Annotated in this window: 18 protein-coding genes; 14 read left to right on the forward strand and 4 right to left on the reverse strand. The window is 64.6% G+C overall.

Translation table 11 applies throughout. The features are described from left to right. Nucleotides 1-169: 169 nt before the first annotated feature. On the reverse strand, nucleotides 170-916 hold the full coding sequence (gene gpmA, locus LPA45_RS01455) for a 2,3-diphosphoglycerate-dependent phosphoglycerate mutase (protein WP_116316981.1): 747 nt from the start codon (nucleotides 914-916) through the stop codon (nucleotides 170-172). Nucleotides 917-1,096: 180 nt separating this feature from the next. Between gpmA and LPA45_RS01460 the strand changes: the two genes are divergently transcribed. The 6 genes from LPA45_RS01460 (at nucleotide 1,097) to LPA45_RS01485 (ending at nucleotide 7,686) form a co-directional block, all read left to right on the forward strand. Then, entirely contained in the window at nucleotides 1,097-1,510 is a 414-nt protein-coding gene (locus tag LPA45_RS01460) for a rhodanese-like domain-containing protein (protein ID WP_116316982.1), read from the forward strand. A 165-nt stretch (nucleotides 1,511-1,675) separates the two neighbouring features. Further along, nucleotides 1,676-1,933, forward strand: a complete 258-nt coding sequence (grxC, locus tag LPA45_RS01465; RefSeq protein ID WP_116316983.1) for a glutaredoxin 3 — start codon at nucleotides 1,676-1,678, stop codon at nucleotides 1,931-1,933. A 1,218-nt stretch (nucleotides 1,934-3,151) separates the two neighbouring features. After that, nucleotides 3,152-4,852 carry a group II intron reverse transcriptase/maturase gene (gene ltrA / locus LPA45_RS01470; protein ID WP_317923393.1) on the forward strand — a complete coding sequence of 567 codons (1,701 nt, stop codon included), beginning with the start codon at nucleotides 3,152-3,154 and terminating at the stop codon, nucleotides 4,850-4,852. Between the two features lie 184 nt (nucleotides 4,853-5,036). Continuing rightward, nucleotides 5,037-5,555, forward strand: coding sequence for a protein-export chaperone SecB (gene secB, locus LPA45_RS01475; RefSeq protein WP_367394816.1), 519 nt, complete (start codon nucleotides 5,037-5,039; stop codon nucleotides 5,553-5,555). A gap of 97 nt (nucleotides 5,556-5,652) precedes the next feature. After that, nucleotides 5,653-6,669 carry an NAD(P)H-dependent glycerol-3-phosphate dehydrogenase gene (locus LPA45_RS01480; RefSeq protein ID WP_367394817.1) on the forward strand — a complete coding sequence of 339 codons (1,017 nt, stop codon included), beginning with the start codon at nucleotides 5,653-5,655 and terminating at the stop codon, nucleotides 6,667-6,669. A gap of 39 nt (nucleotides 6,670-6,708) precedes the next feature. Continuing rightward, complete coding sequence (locus tag LPA45_RS01485) at nucleotides 6,709-7,686, forward strand: Bug family tripartite tricarboxylate transporter substrate binding protein (RefSeq protein WP_367394818.1); 978 nt, start codon at nucleotides 6,709-6,711, stop codon at nucleotides 7,684-7,686. Nucleotides 7,687-7,700: 14 nt separating this feature from the next. Here LPA45_RS01485 and trmL read toward each other — a convergent pair whose 3' ends face one another. Both trmL and LPA45_RS01495 read right to left on the reverse strand, forming a co-directional pair. Further along, nucleotides 7,701-8,171 (reverse strand): tRNA (uridine(34)/cytosine(34)/5-carboxymethylaminomethyluridine(34)-2'-O)-methyltransferase TrmL, encoded by a 471-nt coding sequence (gene trmL / locus LPA45_RS01490; RefSeq protein ID WP_116317803.1) that lies wholly within the window; start codon nucleotides 8,169-8,171, stop codon nucleotides 7,701-7,703. Between the two features lie 62 nt (nucleotides 8,172-8,233). Beyond that, the gene (locus tag LPA45_RS01495) at nucleotides 8,234-9,097 is read right to left on the reverse strand and encodes a ComF family protein (RefSeq protein ID WP_367394819.1); all 864 of its coding nucleotides are present in this window, start codon (nucleotides 9,095-9,097) and stop codon (nucleotides 8,234-8,236) included. Here LPA45_RS01495 and LPA45_RS01500 point away from each other — a divergent pair. From LPA45_RS01500 to LPA45_RS01535, 8 genes are all read left to right on the forward strand, one after another. Continuing rightward, nucleotides 9,086-10,057, forward strand: a complete 972-nt coding sequence (locus tag LPA45_RS01500; protein WP_367394820.1) for a methyltransferase domain-containing protein — start codon at nucleotides 9,086-9,088, stop codon at nucleotides 10,055-10,057. The genes LPA45_RS01495 and LPA45_RS01500 overlap by 12 nt on opposite strands. A gap of 261 nt (nucleotides 10,058-10,318) precedes the next feature. Then, nucleotides 10,319-10,828 (forward strand): DUF2244 domain-containing protein, encoded by a 510-nt coding sequence (locus LPA45_RS01505; RefSeq protein ID WP_116316988.1) that lies wholly within the window; start codon nucleotides 10,319-10,321, stop codon nucleotides 10,826-10,828. Between the two features lie 58 nt (nucleotides 10,829-10,886). Then, a complete protein-coding gene (gene coxB, locus LPA45_RS01510) occupies nucleotides 10,887-12,152 on the forward strand; it encodes a cytochrome c oxidase subunit II (RefSeq protein ID WP_367394821.1) in 1,266 nt (421 codons plus the stop codon). A gap of 38 nt (nucleotides 12,153-12,190) precedes the next feature. Continuing rightward, nucleotides 12,191-13,798: a cytochrome c oxidase subunit I gene (gene ctaD, locus LPA45_RS01515; protein ID WP_116316990.1), complete on the forward strand. Its 1,608-nt coding sequence runs from the start codon at nucleotides 12,191-12,193 to the stop codon at nucleotides 13,796-13,798. 63 nt (nucleotides 13,799-13,861) lie between these two features. Beyond that, nucleotides 13,862-13,993 (forward strand): cytochrome oxidase small assembly protein, encoded by a 132-nt coding sequence (locus LPA45_RS01520; protein WP_209756341.1) that lies wholly within the window; start codon nucleotides 13,862-13,864, stop codon nucleotides 13,991-13,993. Nucleotides 13,994-14,010: 17 nt separating this feature from the next. Next, complete coding sequence (locus LPA45_RS01525; protein ID WP_367394822.1) at nucleotides 14,011-14,646, forward strand: cytochrome c oxidase assembly protein; 636 nt, start codon at nucleotides 14,011-14,013, stop codon at nucleotides 14,644-14,646. Between the two features lie 12 nt (nucleotides 14,647-14,658). After that, on the forward strand, nucleotides 14,659-14,883 hold the full coding sequence (locus LPA45_RS01530; protein ID WP_116316992.1) for a DUF2970 domain-containing protein: 225 nt from the start codon (nucleotides 14,659-14,661) through the stop codon (nucleotides 14,881-14,883). Nucleotides 14,884-15,023: 140 nt separating this feature from the next. Then, nucleotides 15,024-15,884 (forward strand): cytochrome c oxidase subunit 3, encoded by an 861-nt coding sequence (locus LPA45_RS01535; RefSeq protein ID WP_116316993.1) that lies wholly within the window; start codon nucleotides 15,024-15,026, stop codon nucleotides 15,882-15,884. A 125-nt stretch (nucleotides 15,885-16,009) separates the two neighbouring features. Here the strand turns inward: LPA45_RS01535 and LPA45_RS01540 are convergent, their stop codons facing one another. Continuing rightward, a complete protein-coding gene (locus tag LPA45_RS01540; RefSeq protein WP_367394823.1) occupies nucleotides 16,010-16,219 on the reverse strand; it encodes a twin transmembrane helix small protein in 210 nt (69 codons plus the stop codon). Between the last annotated feature and the right edge of the window lie 44 nt (nucleotides 16,220-16,263).

Consider the following 16,263-nt stretch of genomic DNA (forward strand, 5'->3'; position numbering starts at 1 on the left):
TTGGGGATTATGCCGGCTGCGGGCGCCCGGCGCCGGGGAGACCGGCATGGCGGGGCGCTTGTGTCCGACAGTATAAGGGCGAGCGGAAAAATGGACCTGCCACGTCCCGGTTCAGGGTGGGCGGCCGCACACCGGCGCACAGGCGCCGCCACGGCTGCCCGGGCGGGCGTCAGCGCGCCTTGCCCTGGTTGGCCACGGCTGCCAGCGAAGCGGCGATGGCGTCCTGGTCGCCCAGGTAGTAGTGGCGGATCGGGCGCAGGTCGGCGTCCAGCTCGTACACGAGCGGGGTGCCGTTGGGGATATTGAGTCCAACGATATCGTCATCCGAAATCTGGTCCAGGTACTTCACCAGCGCGCGGATGCTGTTGCCGTGCGCGGCAATGACCACACGCCTGCCGGATTTGATGTCGGGAGCGATAGATTCGTTCCACAGCGGCATCACGCGGGCCACCGTGTCCTTCAGGCATTCGGTCAGCGGGATCTCGTTGCGCGGCACGTTGGCATAGCGCGGATCGTCGAACGAGGCACGCGGATCGGTCGGTTCCAGTGCGGGGGGCGGCGTGTCATAGCTGCGGCGCCACACCAGCACCTGCTCGTCGCCGAACTTGGCGGCGGTCTCGGCCTTGTTCAGGCCGGCCAGTGCGCCATAGTGGCGTTCGTTCAGGCGCCATTCGTTGCGCACCGGGATCCACATCAGGTCCATTTCATCCTGCACGTGCCACAGGGTGCGGATGGCGCGCTTGAGCACCGAGGTGTAGGCGATATCGAAGTCGAAGCCGGCTTCCTTGAGCAGTTTGCCCGACTGGCGGGCCTGTGCGGCGCCGGTCTCGGTCAGGTCGACGTCGACCCAGCCGGTGAAGCGGTTTTCAAGGTTCCAGGTCGATTCGCCGTGGCGGATAAGGACAAGCTTGTACATGTTGCTGCTTCCAGAGAGTAGGTAACCTGCGTGCGTCCGCGCCGTCACCTGTTCCAAAGTGCTCCATGGGCGCCCCATGTCTCGGACAGGCGACAATGGCGGGTGGCCCGCTGCGGCAGGCCCCGGACGCCAAACCGCGTATTTTATAATGCCGCCGACCCAACCTACCGGAAAGCCAACGTGAATTTCTTTGCCGACTACAACAACCTCGCCCTGATCGCCCTGGCCGTGGTCTCCGGCGGCCTGCTGGCCTGGCCTGCGATCTCGCGCAGCACCGGCGCCAAGTCCGTCAATACGGCCGCCGCCACCCAGCTGATCAACAAGCGCGGCGCGGTCGTGGTCGACATCCGCGAGCCCGCCGAGTACGCCAAGGGCCACTTGCCCCAGGCCAAGAGCGCTCCGCTGGGCGACCTCGCCACGCGCGCCGCGGGTCTTGCAAAGGACAAGGCGGCCCCCATCATCGTGGTATGCCAGAACGGCCAGCGCGCAAGCAAGGCCCAGGCAGCGCTGAAGGAAGCCGGTTACAGTGAGATCTATGCGCTCGAAGGCGGCATCGCCGCCTGGCAGCAGGCAGGTCTGCCGCTGGTCAAGTAAGCCGCCGATGGCGCGGCTTTTGCATTGATCGCAGAAGCCGGGTGCCGGCCCTCGTGGTTGTCGGCAACCGGTCGCCGGCGCTGATCGGCCGTATTCCGCCGTATCCGCCACAAGGCGCACCGCCCGCCGGGTCGTGCGCCGCACTCGCATTAAAGGAGAACCCACATGGCCCGCGTCGTCATGTACAGCACCATGGTGTGCCCGTATTGCAATATGGCTGAACGCCTGCTCAAGTCCCGCGGGGTCGAGACGATCGAGAAGATCCTGATCGACCGTGAACCGGGCAAGCGCGAAGAGATGATGTCGCGTACCGGGCGCCGTACGGTGCCGCAGATCTACATCGACGAGACCCATGTGGGCGGCTTCGACGATCTCTCGGCGCTGGACCGCAAGGGCGGCCTGTCGCCGCTGCTGGCGGCCTGATCGCGCTGCCGGTCGGAACTCTCTGATTCCTGGCCGGCCGGGGCGCCGGCGCGGGTGAAATCGCCACCCGCGTCATGTACCATATGCGCTTTCGTGCGACACGCACTCTCGTGTCCGGGTAGCTCCAACGTAAGGAGCATCGACCTTTGTCGGGACAAGGGGAAGGCTTCGGCCCTCTCCGTCCAATCCCGACCATTACTTGCTTAGACGAACCCGGCCGGTAAAGCCGTGGGGAGTCCGTTGTGTTGTGGGAAGGCCGGCGTATTGGCTGACCTGCAGCTTGCTTTCTGCTGGATGAACATCCAGCCATTGCCCAAGGGCGGGGACACTCGCCTTTGGGCGAGTTCTCTGTCTGATTAGCGCAGCGGCATCTTTGCTACGCTATTAGTACATTGCATTCAAACCGATCCAGATGGGTCGGCGCTACGTCCTTTGGGATGGTGGTCCGGCTCGTACGAGCCCTCCGCCGTCAAGCGCTCGCCTGTACGGGAGCACCTGAGTAGGAAGTGAGGTACCGGAGCGCAGCTCCATGCTTTATTGTTCGGTCGAGTACGTCCGCGAGGGCGCCTTGATAGAGAACCTGCTATGCGACTAGCAGTAGCCTAGGGAGACATGCGTCACTGATAACGGTGGGGTGTGAAGCTCTCCTGACAACGTAGCCCCCGAAAGGGTGTCCATGGACCGTGAGGTCCGTGGGTAGAAAACCGAAGCAGCATCGGTTTAGGAGCTAGGCTGGCTGGTATGGGCAACAGATGTGAACTGCTGATAAACGCCGTGAATATGACGGTGCTTAAGCTACTAAGTGGCACTAACCAAAACGGTATGTGGTCGGATATTCCGCTGGAAGCTCGGAATACGTCGTCACTCGACCACCGGCGAAGAGGCAGGTCCTAACCCAGTCGTGTAAGGCATGGGGAACGTGGTAAGCCCGTATGGCTACCCGAGTGCCGTTTGGCTCGGGCAGGCGAACCGCAAGGAACGCTGTTGGCTGTGCGGGTATGGGAGGTTGGAAAAAGCGAATGCCGGGCTGTAATGGTCCGGATAGGGGTTGAGACATCATCCCACGCGAAAGCGGGCAGACTTCCAACTGGTCTACTCGTCGCAAGACGACTGACTGAACTCGCTTGTTTAACTTTTCTTCCCTTGTGGGACAACATGTCCCGCAAGGGGCATGTTGTCTCTCGATGTTGGGGAAGATCCTCAAGATAGGAGGGCAGCATGGGAGCATTGATCCGCGAGGATGAATCTGCGCCTTCCGGCGTACCGCAAAGATGGGGCGACATTGACTGGCGCCGCGTCGACCGGAACGTTCGAGCAATGCAGATTCGAATTGCGAAGGCAACACAGGAAGGGGACTGGCGTAGGGTGAAAGCCTTGCAGAGGTCCCTGACCCGCTCGTGGTCCGCCAAGGCATCGGCGGTACGGCGAGTGGCGATGAACCAAGGTGCGCGGACGGCGGGAGTCGATCGCGTAGAGTGGGAAACGCCTGAAGACCGATGGGAAGCCATCGGGCGGTTGAAGCGCCGGGGGTACCGACCTCTGCCATTGCGGCGGGTTTATATCCCCAAGGCGAACGGGAAGAAACGCCCTCTGGGCATTCCGACCATGCACGACCGAGCCATGCAGGCGCTGTATCTGCTGGCGCTGGAACCGGTGTCCGAAGGGACGAGCGATCCGAACTCTTACGGGTTTCGTATCAATCGTTCGACTCATGATGCCATGGTCCAGCTATTCGTATCCCTATCCCGGCGCATCTCCGCGTCGTGGGTTCTGGAGGCGGATATCAAAGGGTGCTTTGACCATATCAGTCACGACTGGCTGGAGCGCTATGTCCCAATGGACAAAGCAATCCTTCGGAAGTGGTTGAAGGCTGGCGTGGTATTTCAGGGCCAGTTTCAGGCGACCGACGCTGGAACACCACAGGGGGGCATTATTTCCCCGACTCTGGCAAACGTGGCGCTGAATGGGTTAGAGCAGCAACTAGTGGAGTTTCTTGAAGCAACACTAGGAGTTAATCGAACCCGGAAGTTGAAGGTGAATGTTGTGCGCTACGCGGACGACTTCGTGATCACTGGCAGTACGCCGGAGATCCTAGAAAACGAAGTGAAGCCGTGGGTGGAACAGTTCCTGGCAGTACGGGGGCTGACGCTATCTACGGAGAAAACGCGGATCGTCAACATCGCCGACGGCTTCGACTTTCTGGGGTGGAATTTTCGGAAGTATTCGGAAAAGCTGCTTATCAAGCCGAGCAAGAAGAACGTGAAAGCGTTCTACAGCAAGGTTAAGGGGGTCATCAGTGTCAACAAGACGGCCAAGCAGGAGAAGCTGATTCGACTGCTGAATCCGATGCTAAGGGGCTGGGCACAGTATCACTGCCCGGTGGTCGCGAAGGCGGCGTTCACCCGAATGGAGAACCTAATCTTTAAGGCTCTATGGAGGTGGGCAAAACGGCGACATCGAGGGAAGAACTCCGAATGGGTGCGAAAGAAGTATTACGCCTCAGCGGGAGACCGGAACTGGGTGTTCGGAACCACTGCAGTGAACAAGGCGGGTGAACGCTACCGGTTGGAGTTGTACTCGATCCCGGGTACGCCCATACGGAGGCACAAGAAGGTGCGGGCGGACTACCATCCGTTCGACCCGGCGCAGGAGATGTATGGCGAGAAATTGCGGCAGGAACGCATGGCAGATCGCATGTCGTACCGAAAGCAATGGGCAAAGCTGTATGTTTCTCAGCGAGGCTTGTGCGCGGTGTGTCAAGGCGAGCTTACCGACGAGACTGGATGGGATGACCATCACATCGAACCCCGGATTCTTGGGGGCTCAGATGCTCTAGGAAATCGCGTATTGCTGCACCCCGATTGCCATGTCCAAGTTCATCACTACGGTAAAGTAGCTGTGAAGCCGGTATTTGATTAGTCATATATTTTGAGAGGCTTGAGCCGTATGCGGGGAAACTCGCACGTACGGTTCTTAGGGGGGAGCATAACCAGAAATGGTATGCTCCTACCCTCCCACTTTTCCAACCGGGCACCGGCCAGTCCTTGCGCCTAGCAGACGCTGCCGCCGCCGCGCCCAACGCCCATCCTCCCGGAAGCCTTTCATGAGCGACCAGCAAAACACCCAGCAGGACGATCAACCCTTCTTCAACATCCAGCGCGTCTACCTGAAGGACATGTCGCTGGAGCAGCCCAATTCGCCCGGCATCTTCCTGGAATCGGAAGCCCCGTCGGTGGAAGTGCAGGTCAACGTCGGCGCTTCGCAGCTGCAGGAAGGCATCTTCGAGGTGGTCGTGACCGGCACCGTGACGACCAAGGTGCAGGACAAGGTGGCATTCCTGGTGGAAGCGCACCAGGCCGGCATCTTCGATATTCGCAACGTGCCGGTGGAGCAGCTGGACCCGCTGCTGGGCATCGCCTGCCCGACCATCCTGTACCCGTACCTGCGCGGCAATATTGCTGACGTGATCACCCGCGCCGGCTTCCAGGCCATCCACCTGTCGGAAATCAACTTCCAGGCGCTGTACGAGCAACGCCTGCAGGCGGCCATGCAGGAAGCCCAGACGGCCGAAGGCGGCAACAGCGGCATCGTGATGCCCGACGGCAGCCAGGCCCGCCACTGAGCGAGCGGCCCGACGCGCCATGCTACGGAACGGGGCTGCGGCCCCGTTTTGTTTGTGCGCATGTTTGAGCGCCTGATTTCTTTCCGATCGAGCTGCCATGAAACTGACCTTTCTCGGTGCCGGTGCCTGGGGCACCGCCCTCGCCAGCCATGCCGCGGCCACCAATGACGTGGTGCTGTGGGGGCGCGATGCCGCGCAACTGGCGGACATCGCCGCGAAGCGTGAAAACGCTGCCTACCTGCCCGGTGTGAAGCTGTCCGGGCGGCTGGCGGTGCAAGCCGATTTCGAGCAAGCGGTGGCCCATGCCGCGGACGACCCGGGCGGCATCGTGGTGGTCGCCACGCCGGTCTCCGGATTGCGTGAAATGACGCGCCGGCTGGCCACGCGCAGCACGCGCGCGGTGTCGATGCTGTGGCTGTGCAAGGGCTTCGAGGCCGGCACGCACCTGCTGCCGCACCAGATGGTGCGCGCCGAACTGGACGCCGCCGGCCGCACGGAAGGCTTCGACTACGGCGTACTGACCGGTCCCAGCTTTGCGCGCGAAGTCGCGCAGGGCTTGCCGTGCGCGCTGACGGTGGCGGGCAACGTGCCGTCGCTGGCGGAGCGGGCGCAGCAGGCTTTCCACCACCACGCCATGCGCATCTACGGCAGCGACGACCTGACCGGTGTCGAAGTCGGCGGCGCGGTCAAGAACGTGCTGGCGATCGCCACCGGGGCCAGCGACGGGCTCGGCCTCGGATTGAACGCGCGCGCCGCGCTGGTAACGCGCGGGCTGGCCGAGATGACGCGGCTGGGGCTGGCGCTGGGCGGACGGGTCGAGACCTTCATGGGGCTGGCCGGTGTCGGCGACCTGATCCTGACCGCGACCGGCGACCTGTCGCGCAACCGCAAGGTCGGGCAGCAGCTGGCCGCCGGGCAGAGCCTGGAGCAGATCCTGGCCGGCCTGGGCCACGTGGCCGAAGGCGTGCGCTGCGCGCAGGCCGTGACCGAGCTGGCCGCCGCGCATGGTGTCGAGATGCCGATCGCGCGCGCGGTGTGCGCCGTGCTGTTCGATGGCCTGGGCGCCGCCGATGCGGTTGCGCAATTGCTCCAGCGCGACGCGCGCGATGAATGACGCCGTGCGCGCTCCAATCCCCCTGAAGAAATATTCCGCATGCCTACCCGCCGACACGCGCTGATCGCGCTTGCCGCCGCCTGCGCTGCCGGCGCTTCCGCCGGCGTGCTGGCGCAACCATGGCCCGCGCACCCGATCCGCATGGTGGTGCCGTTCCCGCCGGGCTCGTCGCCCGACCTGATCGCCCGCATCGTCACCGAGAAACTGGCCGCCGCGCTGGGCCAGCCGGTGGTGATCGAGAACCGGCCCGGCGCCGGCGGCAATATCGGCACCGGCTTGGTGGCACGCGCCGCGCCGGACGGCTATACGCTGCTGTTCACCATCAACGGCCCGCTGGTGACCGCGCCAACGCTGTCGCGCAACCTGAACTATGACCCGTTCCGGCATCTCGCCCCGGTGACGCTGGTGGCCACCTCGCCCAATGTGCTGGTGGTCGACGCGCGGCTGCCGGTGCATAACCTGCGCGAGTTCATCGCGCTGGCCAAGTCGAAGCCGGGCGCGCTGAACTATGGCTCGCCCGGCAACGGCAGCGCGTCGCACCTGGCGATGGAGCAGCTTAAGGCCATGGCGGGGGTCGACCTGCAGCACGTGCCGTACCCCGGCTTCCCGCAGATCACCACGGCGATCGTGGGCGGGCAGGTGCAGGCGGGCTTCATGGTGCCGGCCATTGCGATGCCGCAGGTCAATGCGGGCAAGCTGCGCGTGCTGGCGGTGACGACGACCGGCCGCACCGCGGTGCTGCCGTCAGTGCCGACGGTGTCGGAGTCGGGCTATCCGGGTTTCGAGGCGATCTCGTGGCAGGCCGTGCTGGCGCCCGCCGGTACGCCACAGCCGGTGATCGATCGTCTCTATCGTGAGCTGGTGGCGATCATCGGCAGCGCCGACGTGCGCGACAAGATGCGGGCGCAGTATTTCGTGCCGGCCGGGACGGCGCCGGCTTCGCTGCGGCAGACCATGGTCAGCGAGAAGGTGCGCTGGGACAAGGTGATTCGCGCTGCGGGCGTGCAGCCGGAATAAGCAGGGCAGGGCGTTTAGCTACCGCCCGCGAACCCGTTCTGCCGCCACGCCTCGAACACCACCACCGCCACCGTATTCGACAGGTTCAGGCTCCGGTTGTCCGGCCGCATTGGCAGCCGGATGCGCTGCGCGGGCGGAAACCACTCGCGCCGCTCCGGCGACAGCCCGCGCGTTTCCGAGCCAAAAACAAACCAGTCGCCCGGCCTGAATTCCACCTGTCCGAACGGCGTCGAGCCGCGCGTGGTCAGCGCGAACATGCGCGCGGGATCGGGTTGCTCGCTGGCCATCAGCGCGTCCCAGCTCTCATGCACGCGCATGGTCGCGTACTCGTGGTAGTCCAGCCCGGCGCGGCGCATGCGCGCGTCTTCCAGCGGGAAGCCCAGCGGCTTGACCAGGTGCAGCTGCGCGCCGGTGTTGGCGCACAGGCGGATCACATTGCCGGTATTGGGCGGGATTTCGGGTTCGACCAGGACGACGTTGAACATGTTGCGGAGCTTCTTGAGAACGGTGCGCAGCTTAACGCGCGCACCAGGCGCTGTCATCCGGGCTAGGGCGTACGCAGCGCGACGATCACGCTGACATGTGCCGCGCCGTGCGCCTTGAGCGCAAGCGCCGCCTCATGCAGCGTCGCGCCGGAAGTCATCACATCGTCCACCAGCGCCACGTGCAGTCCATCCAGCCGCACGGACCGGGTCAGCCGGAACGCATCGCGCAGGTTCACCTGCCGCGCGGCCAGGTCCAGCGCGCGCTGGCTGCCGGTATCGCGCCGGCGTAGCAGCAGCACGGGGTCGGCGCGCAGGCCGAGCCGGCGCGCCAGCGGGCGGGCGATTTCCCAGGCCTGGTTGAACCCGCGCGCGGCGAGCCGTTGCGGCGCCAGCGGGATGGGGGCGAGCAGGTCGGGCGGCGCCAGCCGCTGCGCCGCCCAAGCCGCCGGCAGTACGGCAGCGAGGCGGCTCGCCAGCCAGTCGGCCAGCGGCAGCGCGTGGCCGAACTTGAGCGACAGCACCAGGTTGTCCTGCGGGCTGGCGTAGTCGCCCAGCGTGCAGGCATGGTCGAACGCCGGAGGCATGGCGGCGCAGGCCGGGCAATCCACATGGCGGCCCAGCGCCAGCGCGCAAACGGGGCAGCGCCGCACCGGCCGCAGCAGGTCGGCGGCGCAGGGCGCGCACACCACATCGCGCTGCACGCTGCCGCACAGCGCGCAGGCGCTTGGCAGCAGCGCCGCAACAGTGGCCCGCCAGGCGCCGAGGGCCTTCTCTGCGCCCATCCCCGCGCCCATCCCTGCGCCCATCGCGGCCCGCGCGTATACTTGCCGTCCGGCCGCGGCCCATCGGGCGCGGCGGCCGCGTTCGTCCGGCGCGCGCGCCGGTTCCTGGTCTTTTTTCTGCCCTGCCTGTCCGTGTCCCTGCATGCCGCCAATCCTCCCGATGGCTCCGCTAGTCCCGATGCCCTCCTGCCGCCCGCGCGCCTGACCCGCCTCGCCTTCGACCGGCGCAGCCGCAACTTCGGCCAGCTGGATTTCCTGCTGGGCGAGATCGGCCGCCGCATGCAGGAGCGCATGGAGGTGATCCGGCTGGCGCCGCAGCGCGCGCTGGACATCGGCTGCGGCCACGGCCAGGGGCTGGCGGCGCTGCGCGCCCGCTTTCCGGATGCGCAGATCGCCGGCATGGACATCTCCGGGGCGATGCTGGCCGAAGCCGGCCAGCGCGACCCGCAGCGCCGCCCGGGCTGGCTCGGCCGCATGCTGGGCAAGCGGCCGTTGTTCGACCTGGTGCAGGGCGATCTTGCCACACTGCCTTTTGCGCCCGCGAGCTTCGAACTGCTCTGGTCCAACCTGGCGCTGCACTGGCACCCCGAGCCACACCGCGTGTTTCCGGAATGGCACCGCGTGACGCGTGACGAAGGGCTGGTGCTGTTCTCGCTGTTCGGCCCGGATACCCTCAAGGAATTGCGCACAGCCTTCGCCGAAGTCGACGAGGCGCCCCATACGTTGCGCTTTGTCGACATGCACGACATCGGCGACATGCTGGTCCACGGTGGCTGGTCCACGCCGGTGATGGACATGGAAACGCTGACCGTGACCTACGAGTCGCCCGCCACGCTGCTGCACGAGGTGCAGGCCTTCGGCGGCCTGCGTGGCCCGGCCGGCGCGCTGCCGCAGGGCCTGCGCGGCCGGCGCTGGTATCAGGCGCTGACGCAGGCGCTGGAGCGGCGCCGCAACGCCGACGGGGTGATTCCGCTGACCTTCGAGATCGTCTACGGCCATGCGTGGAAGCTGCCGGCGCGCGGTGGCCAGGTACTCGACGATCAGGGCCGCGCCGTGGTGCCGCTGGACCAGATCGGGCGTGCAAAGCCCCGTCGGGCAAGTTAAAACAGAGTTAACTTGCGCGTGCGGCAGATTGCCGCAGGCCGAGGGCTGGCGCGGCATCCCGGGCTATTCCCCATGCACAGAATCGAGCGGCGCGCAAGCGCCATGGTCAAGAACCGCCCTTGTCCGTGTATGGGAAGCGCCCTATAATGCGCCAGTTTGTCGCAGTGGTCCCCTGGCACAAGAACGTCCTGGTTTTGCACCTGCACTGTGCAGCCCGGGCGCCATCGTCCCGGGTGTGCATCCGATGCAGAGTGGTTGGCGATGCAAGACTTGGGTATCGCATTCCAGACGGCAGGTGGTGACTCCGGCGGAAATCTCGACGGACCTCCCCCCACGCCCCACGACTGGCTGATGAAGCGGAATTGCTCGCTGAGTCCACGCCAGGTCGGCTGGTTTTACCTCTCGATCCTCACTGTCTCGCTTGCCATCGCGTTGTTTTTCGCGTGGCAAGGGTCCTGGCTCGTGCTGCCGTTTGCCAGCATCGAGCTGGCCGGGCTGGGGATCGCACTGCTTGTGTATGCGCGCCATGCGACAGACTATGAGCGCGTCAGCATCACCGACGGCATGCTGGTCGTGGAGACAGCCAGCGGCACGCGGGTGACGCGCCAGGAATTCAATCCGCACTGGGTGCGGATCGAACTGGGTGAATCGTTCCGCGCGCTGGTGACGTTGCGCTCGGGCAAGCGTGCGGTACAGGTGGGGTGTTACGTGGACCCGTACCGGCGACGCAAGTTCGCGCAGGAGCTCGCAGCGGCCTTGCGCCACCTCTGAGAGGGGGCAGGGGCGGCGGCGGGGGCAGATTTGAATCTGTAAATTGGGTAGATAACAAATGAAAATGTGGAAGAAGGCATCCGCAGTTTGTCTGGCAGGTGCGTCCCTGCTTGCCAGCCACGCGGCGTTCGCGGTCAGCGACATGCCCGGCGGCCCCGCCGTGCGCCAGCTCAACCTGACCGAGCCCGTTACCAAGATCGCCGAACAGATTCACTGGCTGAACTGGATGATGCTGATCATCTGCACGGTGATCTTCGTCGCGGTGTTCGCCGTGATGTTCTATTCCATCTTCACGCACCGCAAGGCCAAGGGCTCCAAGCCCGCTTCCTTCCACGAAAGCATCACGGTCGAGGTGGTCTGGACCATCGTCCCGTTCCTGATCGTGATCGCGATGGCGCTGCCGGCGACCAAGACCGTGGTCGCGATGAAGGACACCACCAACTCCGACATCACCATCAAGGCCACCGGCTACCAGTGGAAGTGGGGCTATGACTACCTGAAGGGCGAAGGCGAGGGCATCTCGTTTGTGTCGACCCTGACCACTCCGCGCGAGCAGATCAACAACGAGCAGCCCAAGGGCAACACCTACCTGATGGAGGTGGACAACGAGCTGGTCGTGCCGGTCAACAAGAAGATCCGCATCGTTACCACTGCAAACGACGTGATCCACGCCTGGATGGTCCCGGCCTTCGGCGTCAAGCAGGATGCGATCCCCGGCTTCGTGCGCGACACCTGGTTCAAGGCCGAGAAGATCGGCGTGTACCGCGGCCAGTGCGCCGAGCTGTGCGGCAAGGAACACGCCTTCATGCCGATCGTGGTGCGCGTTGTCTCTGATGCCGACTACACCAAGTGGGTCGACGGCAAGAAGAAAGAGCTGATGGCCAAGGCCGACGATCCCAACAAGACCTGGACCCTGGATGAATCCAAGGTGCGCGGCGAGAAGGTCTACGCCGCCAACTGCGCGGTCTGCCACCAGCCCAACGGCAAGGGCGGCGGCGCGTTCCCGGGGCTGGATGGCTCCAAGCTGGTCAATGGCCCGAAGGCCGGCCAGATGCATATCCTGCTGGAAGGCAAGGGCGGCATGCCGTCGTGGAAGCAGCTGTCGGACACCGAGCTGGCAGCGGTCATGACCTATACGCGCAACGCCTGGAGCAACAAGACGGGTGAAGTGATCCAGCCGAGCGACTTCGTGGGTGCCCGCGCGGGCAAGTTCCCCGAAGGCGGCGGCGCGGCCGGCGGCGACGCTCCCAAAGCCGACGCCAAGCCCGCAGACAAGACCGGCGCCAAGCAGGCCAGCCTCGCGGACAACCGCGTTGCAGGCTGACCCGCTGAAGACAGAACAGGATTAGAGGAGCATTTGCGATGAGTACTGCTACCCCGGACGCACTCGGCCATCCGCACGATCACGCGCATGACGACCACGCGCACGATCACCCGCATGGCTGGCGCCGCTGGCTGTTCGCCACCAACCACAAGGACATCGGCACGCTGTACCTGCTGTTCTCGTTCATCATGCTGCTGTCGGGCGGCTTGCTGGCGCTGCTGATCCGCCTGGAGCTGTTCGAGCCGGGCCTGCAGTTCTTCCGCCCCGAGCTGTTCAACCAGTTCACCACCATGCACGGCCTGGTGATGGTGTTCGGCGCGATCATGCCGGCCTTCGTCGGCTTCGCCAACTGGATGATCCCGCTGCAGATCGGCGCGTCCGACATGGCGTTCGCGCGCATGAACAACTTCAGCTTCTGGCTGATGCCGCCCGCCGCGCTGCTGCTGGCCGGCTCGTTCTTCGCCCCGGGCGGCGCCACCGCCGCCGGCTGGACCCTGTACGCGCCGCTGTCGGTGCAGATGGGCGCGGGCATGGACATGGCCATCTTCGCGATGCACATCATGGGCGCGTCGTCGATCATGGGCTCGATCAACATCATCGTGACCATCCTCAACATGCGCGCCCCCGGCATGACGCTGATGAAGATGCCGATGTTCTGCTGGACCTGGCTGATCACCGCCTACCTGCTGATCGCCGTGATGCCCGTGCTGGCCGGCGCCATCACCATGGTGCTGACCGACCGCCACTTCGGCACGAGCTTCTTCTCGGCCGCCGGCGGTGGTGACCCGGTGATGTACCAGCACATCTTCTGGTTCTTCGGCCACCCCGAGGTGTACATCATGATCCTGCCGGCTTTCGGGATCATCTCGCAGGTGGTGCCGGCGTTCGCCCGCAAGCGCCTGTTCGGCTACAGCTCGATGGTGTACGCCACCGCCTCGATCGCCATCCTGTCGTTCATCGTGTGGGCCCACCACATGTTCACGACCGGCATGCCGGTGACCGGCCAGCTGTTCTTCATGTACGCGACCATGCTGATCGCGGTGCCGACGGCCGTGAAGATCTTCAACTGGATCGCCACGATGTGGCGCGGCTCGATGACCTTCGAGACCCCGATGCTGTTCTCGATCGGCTTCATCTTCGTGTTCACCATCGGCGGCTTCACCGGCCTGATGCCGGCGGTGGCACCGATCGACATCCAGTTGCAGGACACCTACTTCATCGTGGCGCACTTCCACTATGTGCTGGTGGCCGGCTCGCTGTTCGCGCTGTTCGCGGGCTTCTACTACTGGGGTCCGAAGTGGAGCGGGTTCATGTACAACGAAGCCCGCGGCAAGGTCCACTTCTGGGGTTCGCTGATCTTCTTCAACGTGACCTTCTTCCCGATGCACTTCCTGGGCCTGGCCGGCATGCCGCGCCGCTACGCCGACTACCCGACCCAGTTCACCGACTTCAACGCGATCGCGTCGATCGGTGCGCTCGGCTTCGGCCTGATGCAGGTGTATTTCTTCTTCTTCGTGGTGCTGCCGTCGTACCGTGGCGGCGAGAAGGCCGCGGACAAGCCGTGGGAAGGCGCCGAAGGGCTGGAATGGACCGTGCCGTCGCCGGCGCCGTTCCACACCTTTGAAACGCCCCCGCAGGTTCGCTAAGCGGCCAGCGTAACAAGGCGTGGTGGCGGCAATGTCCGCCGCCACGCCAGCCAGTCACACAATATGCAGGCTCCAGACAAAAACCCATCACACCCGGACCCGAAGGCCGCCAACCGGCGCCTTGGACTGATCCTGCTGTCGATCGTGGTGGTTTTCTTTTTGGGGTTCTTCGCCAAGATGGTGTTCCTTGGCTGAGGTGGCAGGGTAGCGAGATGAGCGTCGACCAGCAGGGCAGGGAAGCACGGGAAGCGCAGGAAGTCGACAAGCGCTTCAACCGCGGCATGATGGTGCGATTGATCGTGATCGTCGCCGTGATGTTCGGCTTTGGCTACGCGCTGGTTCCGCTGTACAAGAAGATCTGCGACATCACGGGCATCAACGTGGTGACCACGCGCGAGCTGCATGGCGGCTCGGTGAAGAACACGCAGGTCGACAAGAGCCGCACGGTCACGGTGGAGTTCGACTCCAACGCGCGCGGGCCCTTCGCCTTCCGTCCGGTGAAGAACAGCATGGAAGTGCACCCGGGCGAGATGATGACGATCGTCTACGAGGTGGCCAACGGGCAGTCGCGCGATATCTCCGCGCAGGCCATCCCGAGCTACGCCCCCAAGCAGGCGACCCAGTATTTCAAGAAGCTGGAGTGCTTCTGCTTCAAGCAGCAGACGCTCAAGGCGAACGAGGCGCGCGAGATGCCGGTGGTGTTCGTGATCGATCCCGCGCTGCCCAAGGATGTGAAGAGCATTACGCTGTCGTACACCTTCTTCGAGGTGGGCACGCCGGTGGCGCAGGCCCCCGAGGGCCAATTGGCACCGACACCGGCGCCGGCGCCGGTGGGCAAGGGCAGCTGAGGCGAGGGGCGCATGGACGAGATGAAGGACGCCGTCAAACGGAAGATGTCCTTCGCGCAGACCATGCGCGCGGTGCTGTGGTCGTTCATCGGCCTGCGCAAGGGCGCGGAGCACGAGCGCGACATGGCACGGCTGAACCCGGTGCATGTGATCATTGCCGGGCTGATCGCCGCGGCAGTCTTTATCGCGGTGCTGATCGTCATCGTGAGGATGGTGGTCAGCCAGGCGGCAGGGTAGCAGGGCAGGAAGGGTAGACAAGAAAGCAGTCGCAGAAAAACAACCGCGCCGGCGCGGCCGTCCACAGGAGGCGGACGGCCCCGGGAAACCGGCACGGATAACGAATACTGAATCAAAGACTCTGAGCTGGAGATAAAAGAATGAGTGCGAATCGCGCAAACGCTCCGTACTACTTCGTACCGGGCCCGTCGCGCCACCCGATCACGGCAAGCTTCGGCCTGCTGATGACAGGTGCGGGCGCCGCCGGTTGGGTAAACGGGCAATCCTGGGCGCCGTACCTGTGCGTCTTCGGCCTGCTGTGGTTCCTGTTCGTGCTCAAGAGCTGGTTCGGCGACGCCATCAGCGAGTCCGAAGGCGGGATGTACGGCAAGAACATCGACGTCTCGTTCCGCTGGTCGATGGGCTGGTTCATCTTCTCCGAGGTGATGTTCTTCGCGGCCTTCTTCGGCGCGCTGTTCTATGCCCGCGCCATCGCCATGCCGTGGCTGGGTGACCTGAACAACAAGATCCTGTGGCCCGACTTTGCCGCGGTATGGCCTAACCTTGGGCCGGCCGGCGTGGTGGAATCGTTCCAGACCATGGGTCCGTGGCCGATCCCGACCATCAACACCGCGCTGCTGCTGATGTCGGGCGTGACCCTGACCTGGGCGCACCACGCGCTGCTGGCCGGCAAGCGCAACCAGTTGATCCAGGGCATGGTGCTGACCATCCTGCTGGGCGCGATCTTCATGTGCCTGCAGGTGTATGAATACATGCACGCCTACCAGGACCTGAACCTGAAGCTGACCTCGGGCATCTACGGTTCGACCTTCTTCCTGCTGACCGGCTTCCACGGTTTCCACGTGACCATGGGCGCGATCATGCTGGCGGTGGTGCTGGGCCGCGTGCTCAAGGGCCACTTCACGCCCGATCACCACTTTGCCTTCGAAGGCGCCGCCTGGTACTGGCACTTCGTTGACGTGGTGTGGCTGTTCCTCTACGTCGTGGTGTACTGGCTGTAAGCTGCCGTACCCGCCGGTCGTCCCAGCAGTGGGGCGCCCGGCGCCAACGCAAAAGAGAAACGCCGCAGGAGGCCCGGCAGCCTGCGGCGTTTCTCTTTTGCGTTGGCCTCAAGCCATGCGGCTTGTCAGGGCGCCATGTGGATGCCCGTGCTGTGGATCCAGCCCATCCAGCTCGAGAACAGGATGAACAGGAACAGCGCCACCGAGAAGCCCACGCGCAGCATCAGCGAGCGCATCATGTTGGGCGTCTTGCCGCGGTCGCGCATCATGAAGAACAGGGCGGAGGCCAGGCTGGCGATGATCAGGATGAAGGCGACGATGATGACGAAGCGCATGGCGGGGCGGGTTGGCAGCGGAGCTTGCCGCAGTCTCGTAGATG

Source organism: Cupriavidus sp. Agwp_2 (genome assembly GCF_040784895.1).
Classification (GTDB): domain Bacteria; phylum Pseudomonadota; class Gammaproteobacteria; order Burkholderiales; family Burkholderiaceae; genus Cupriavidus.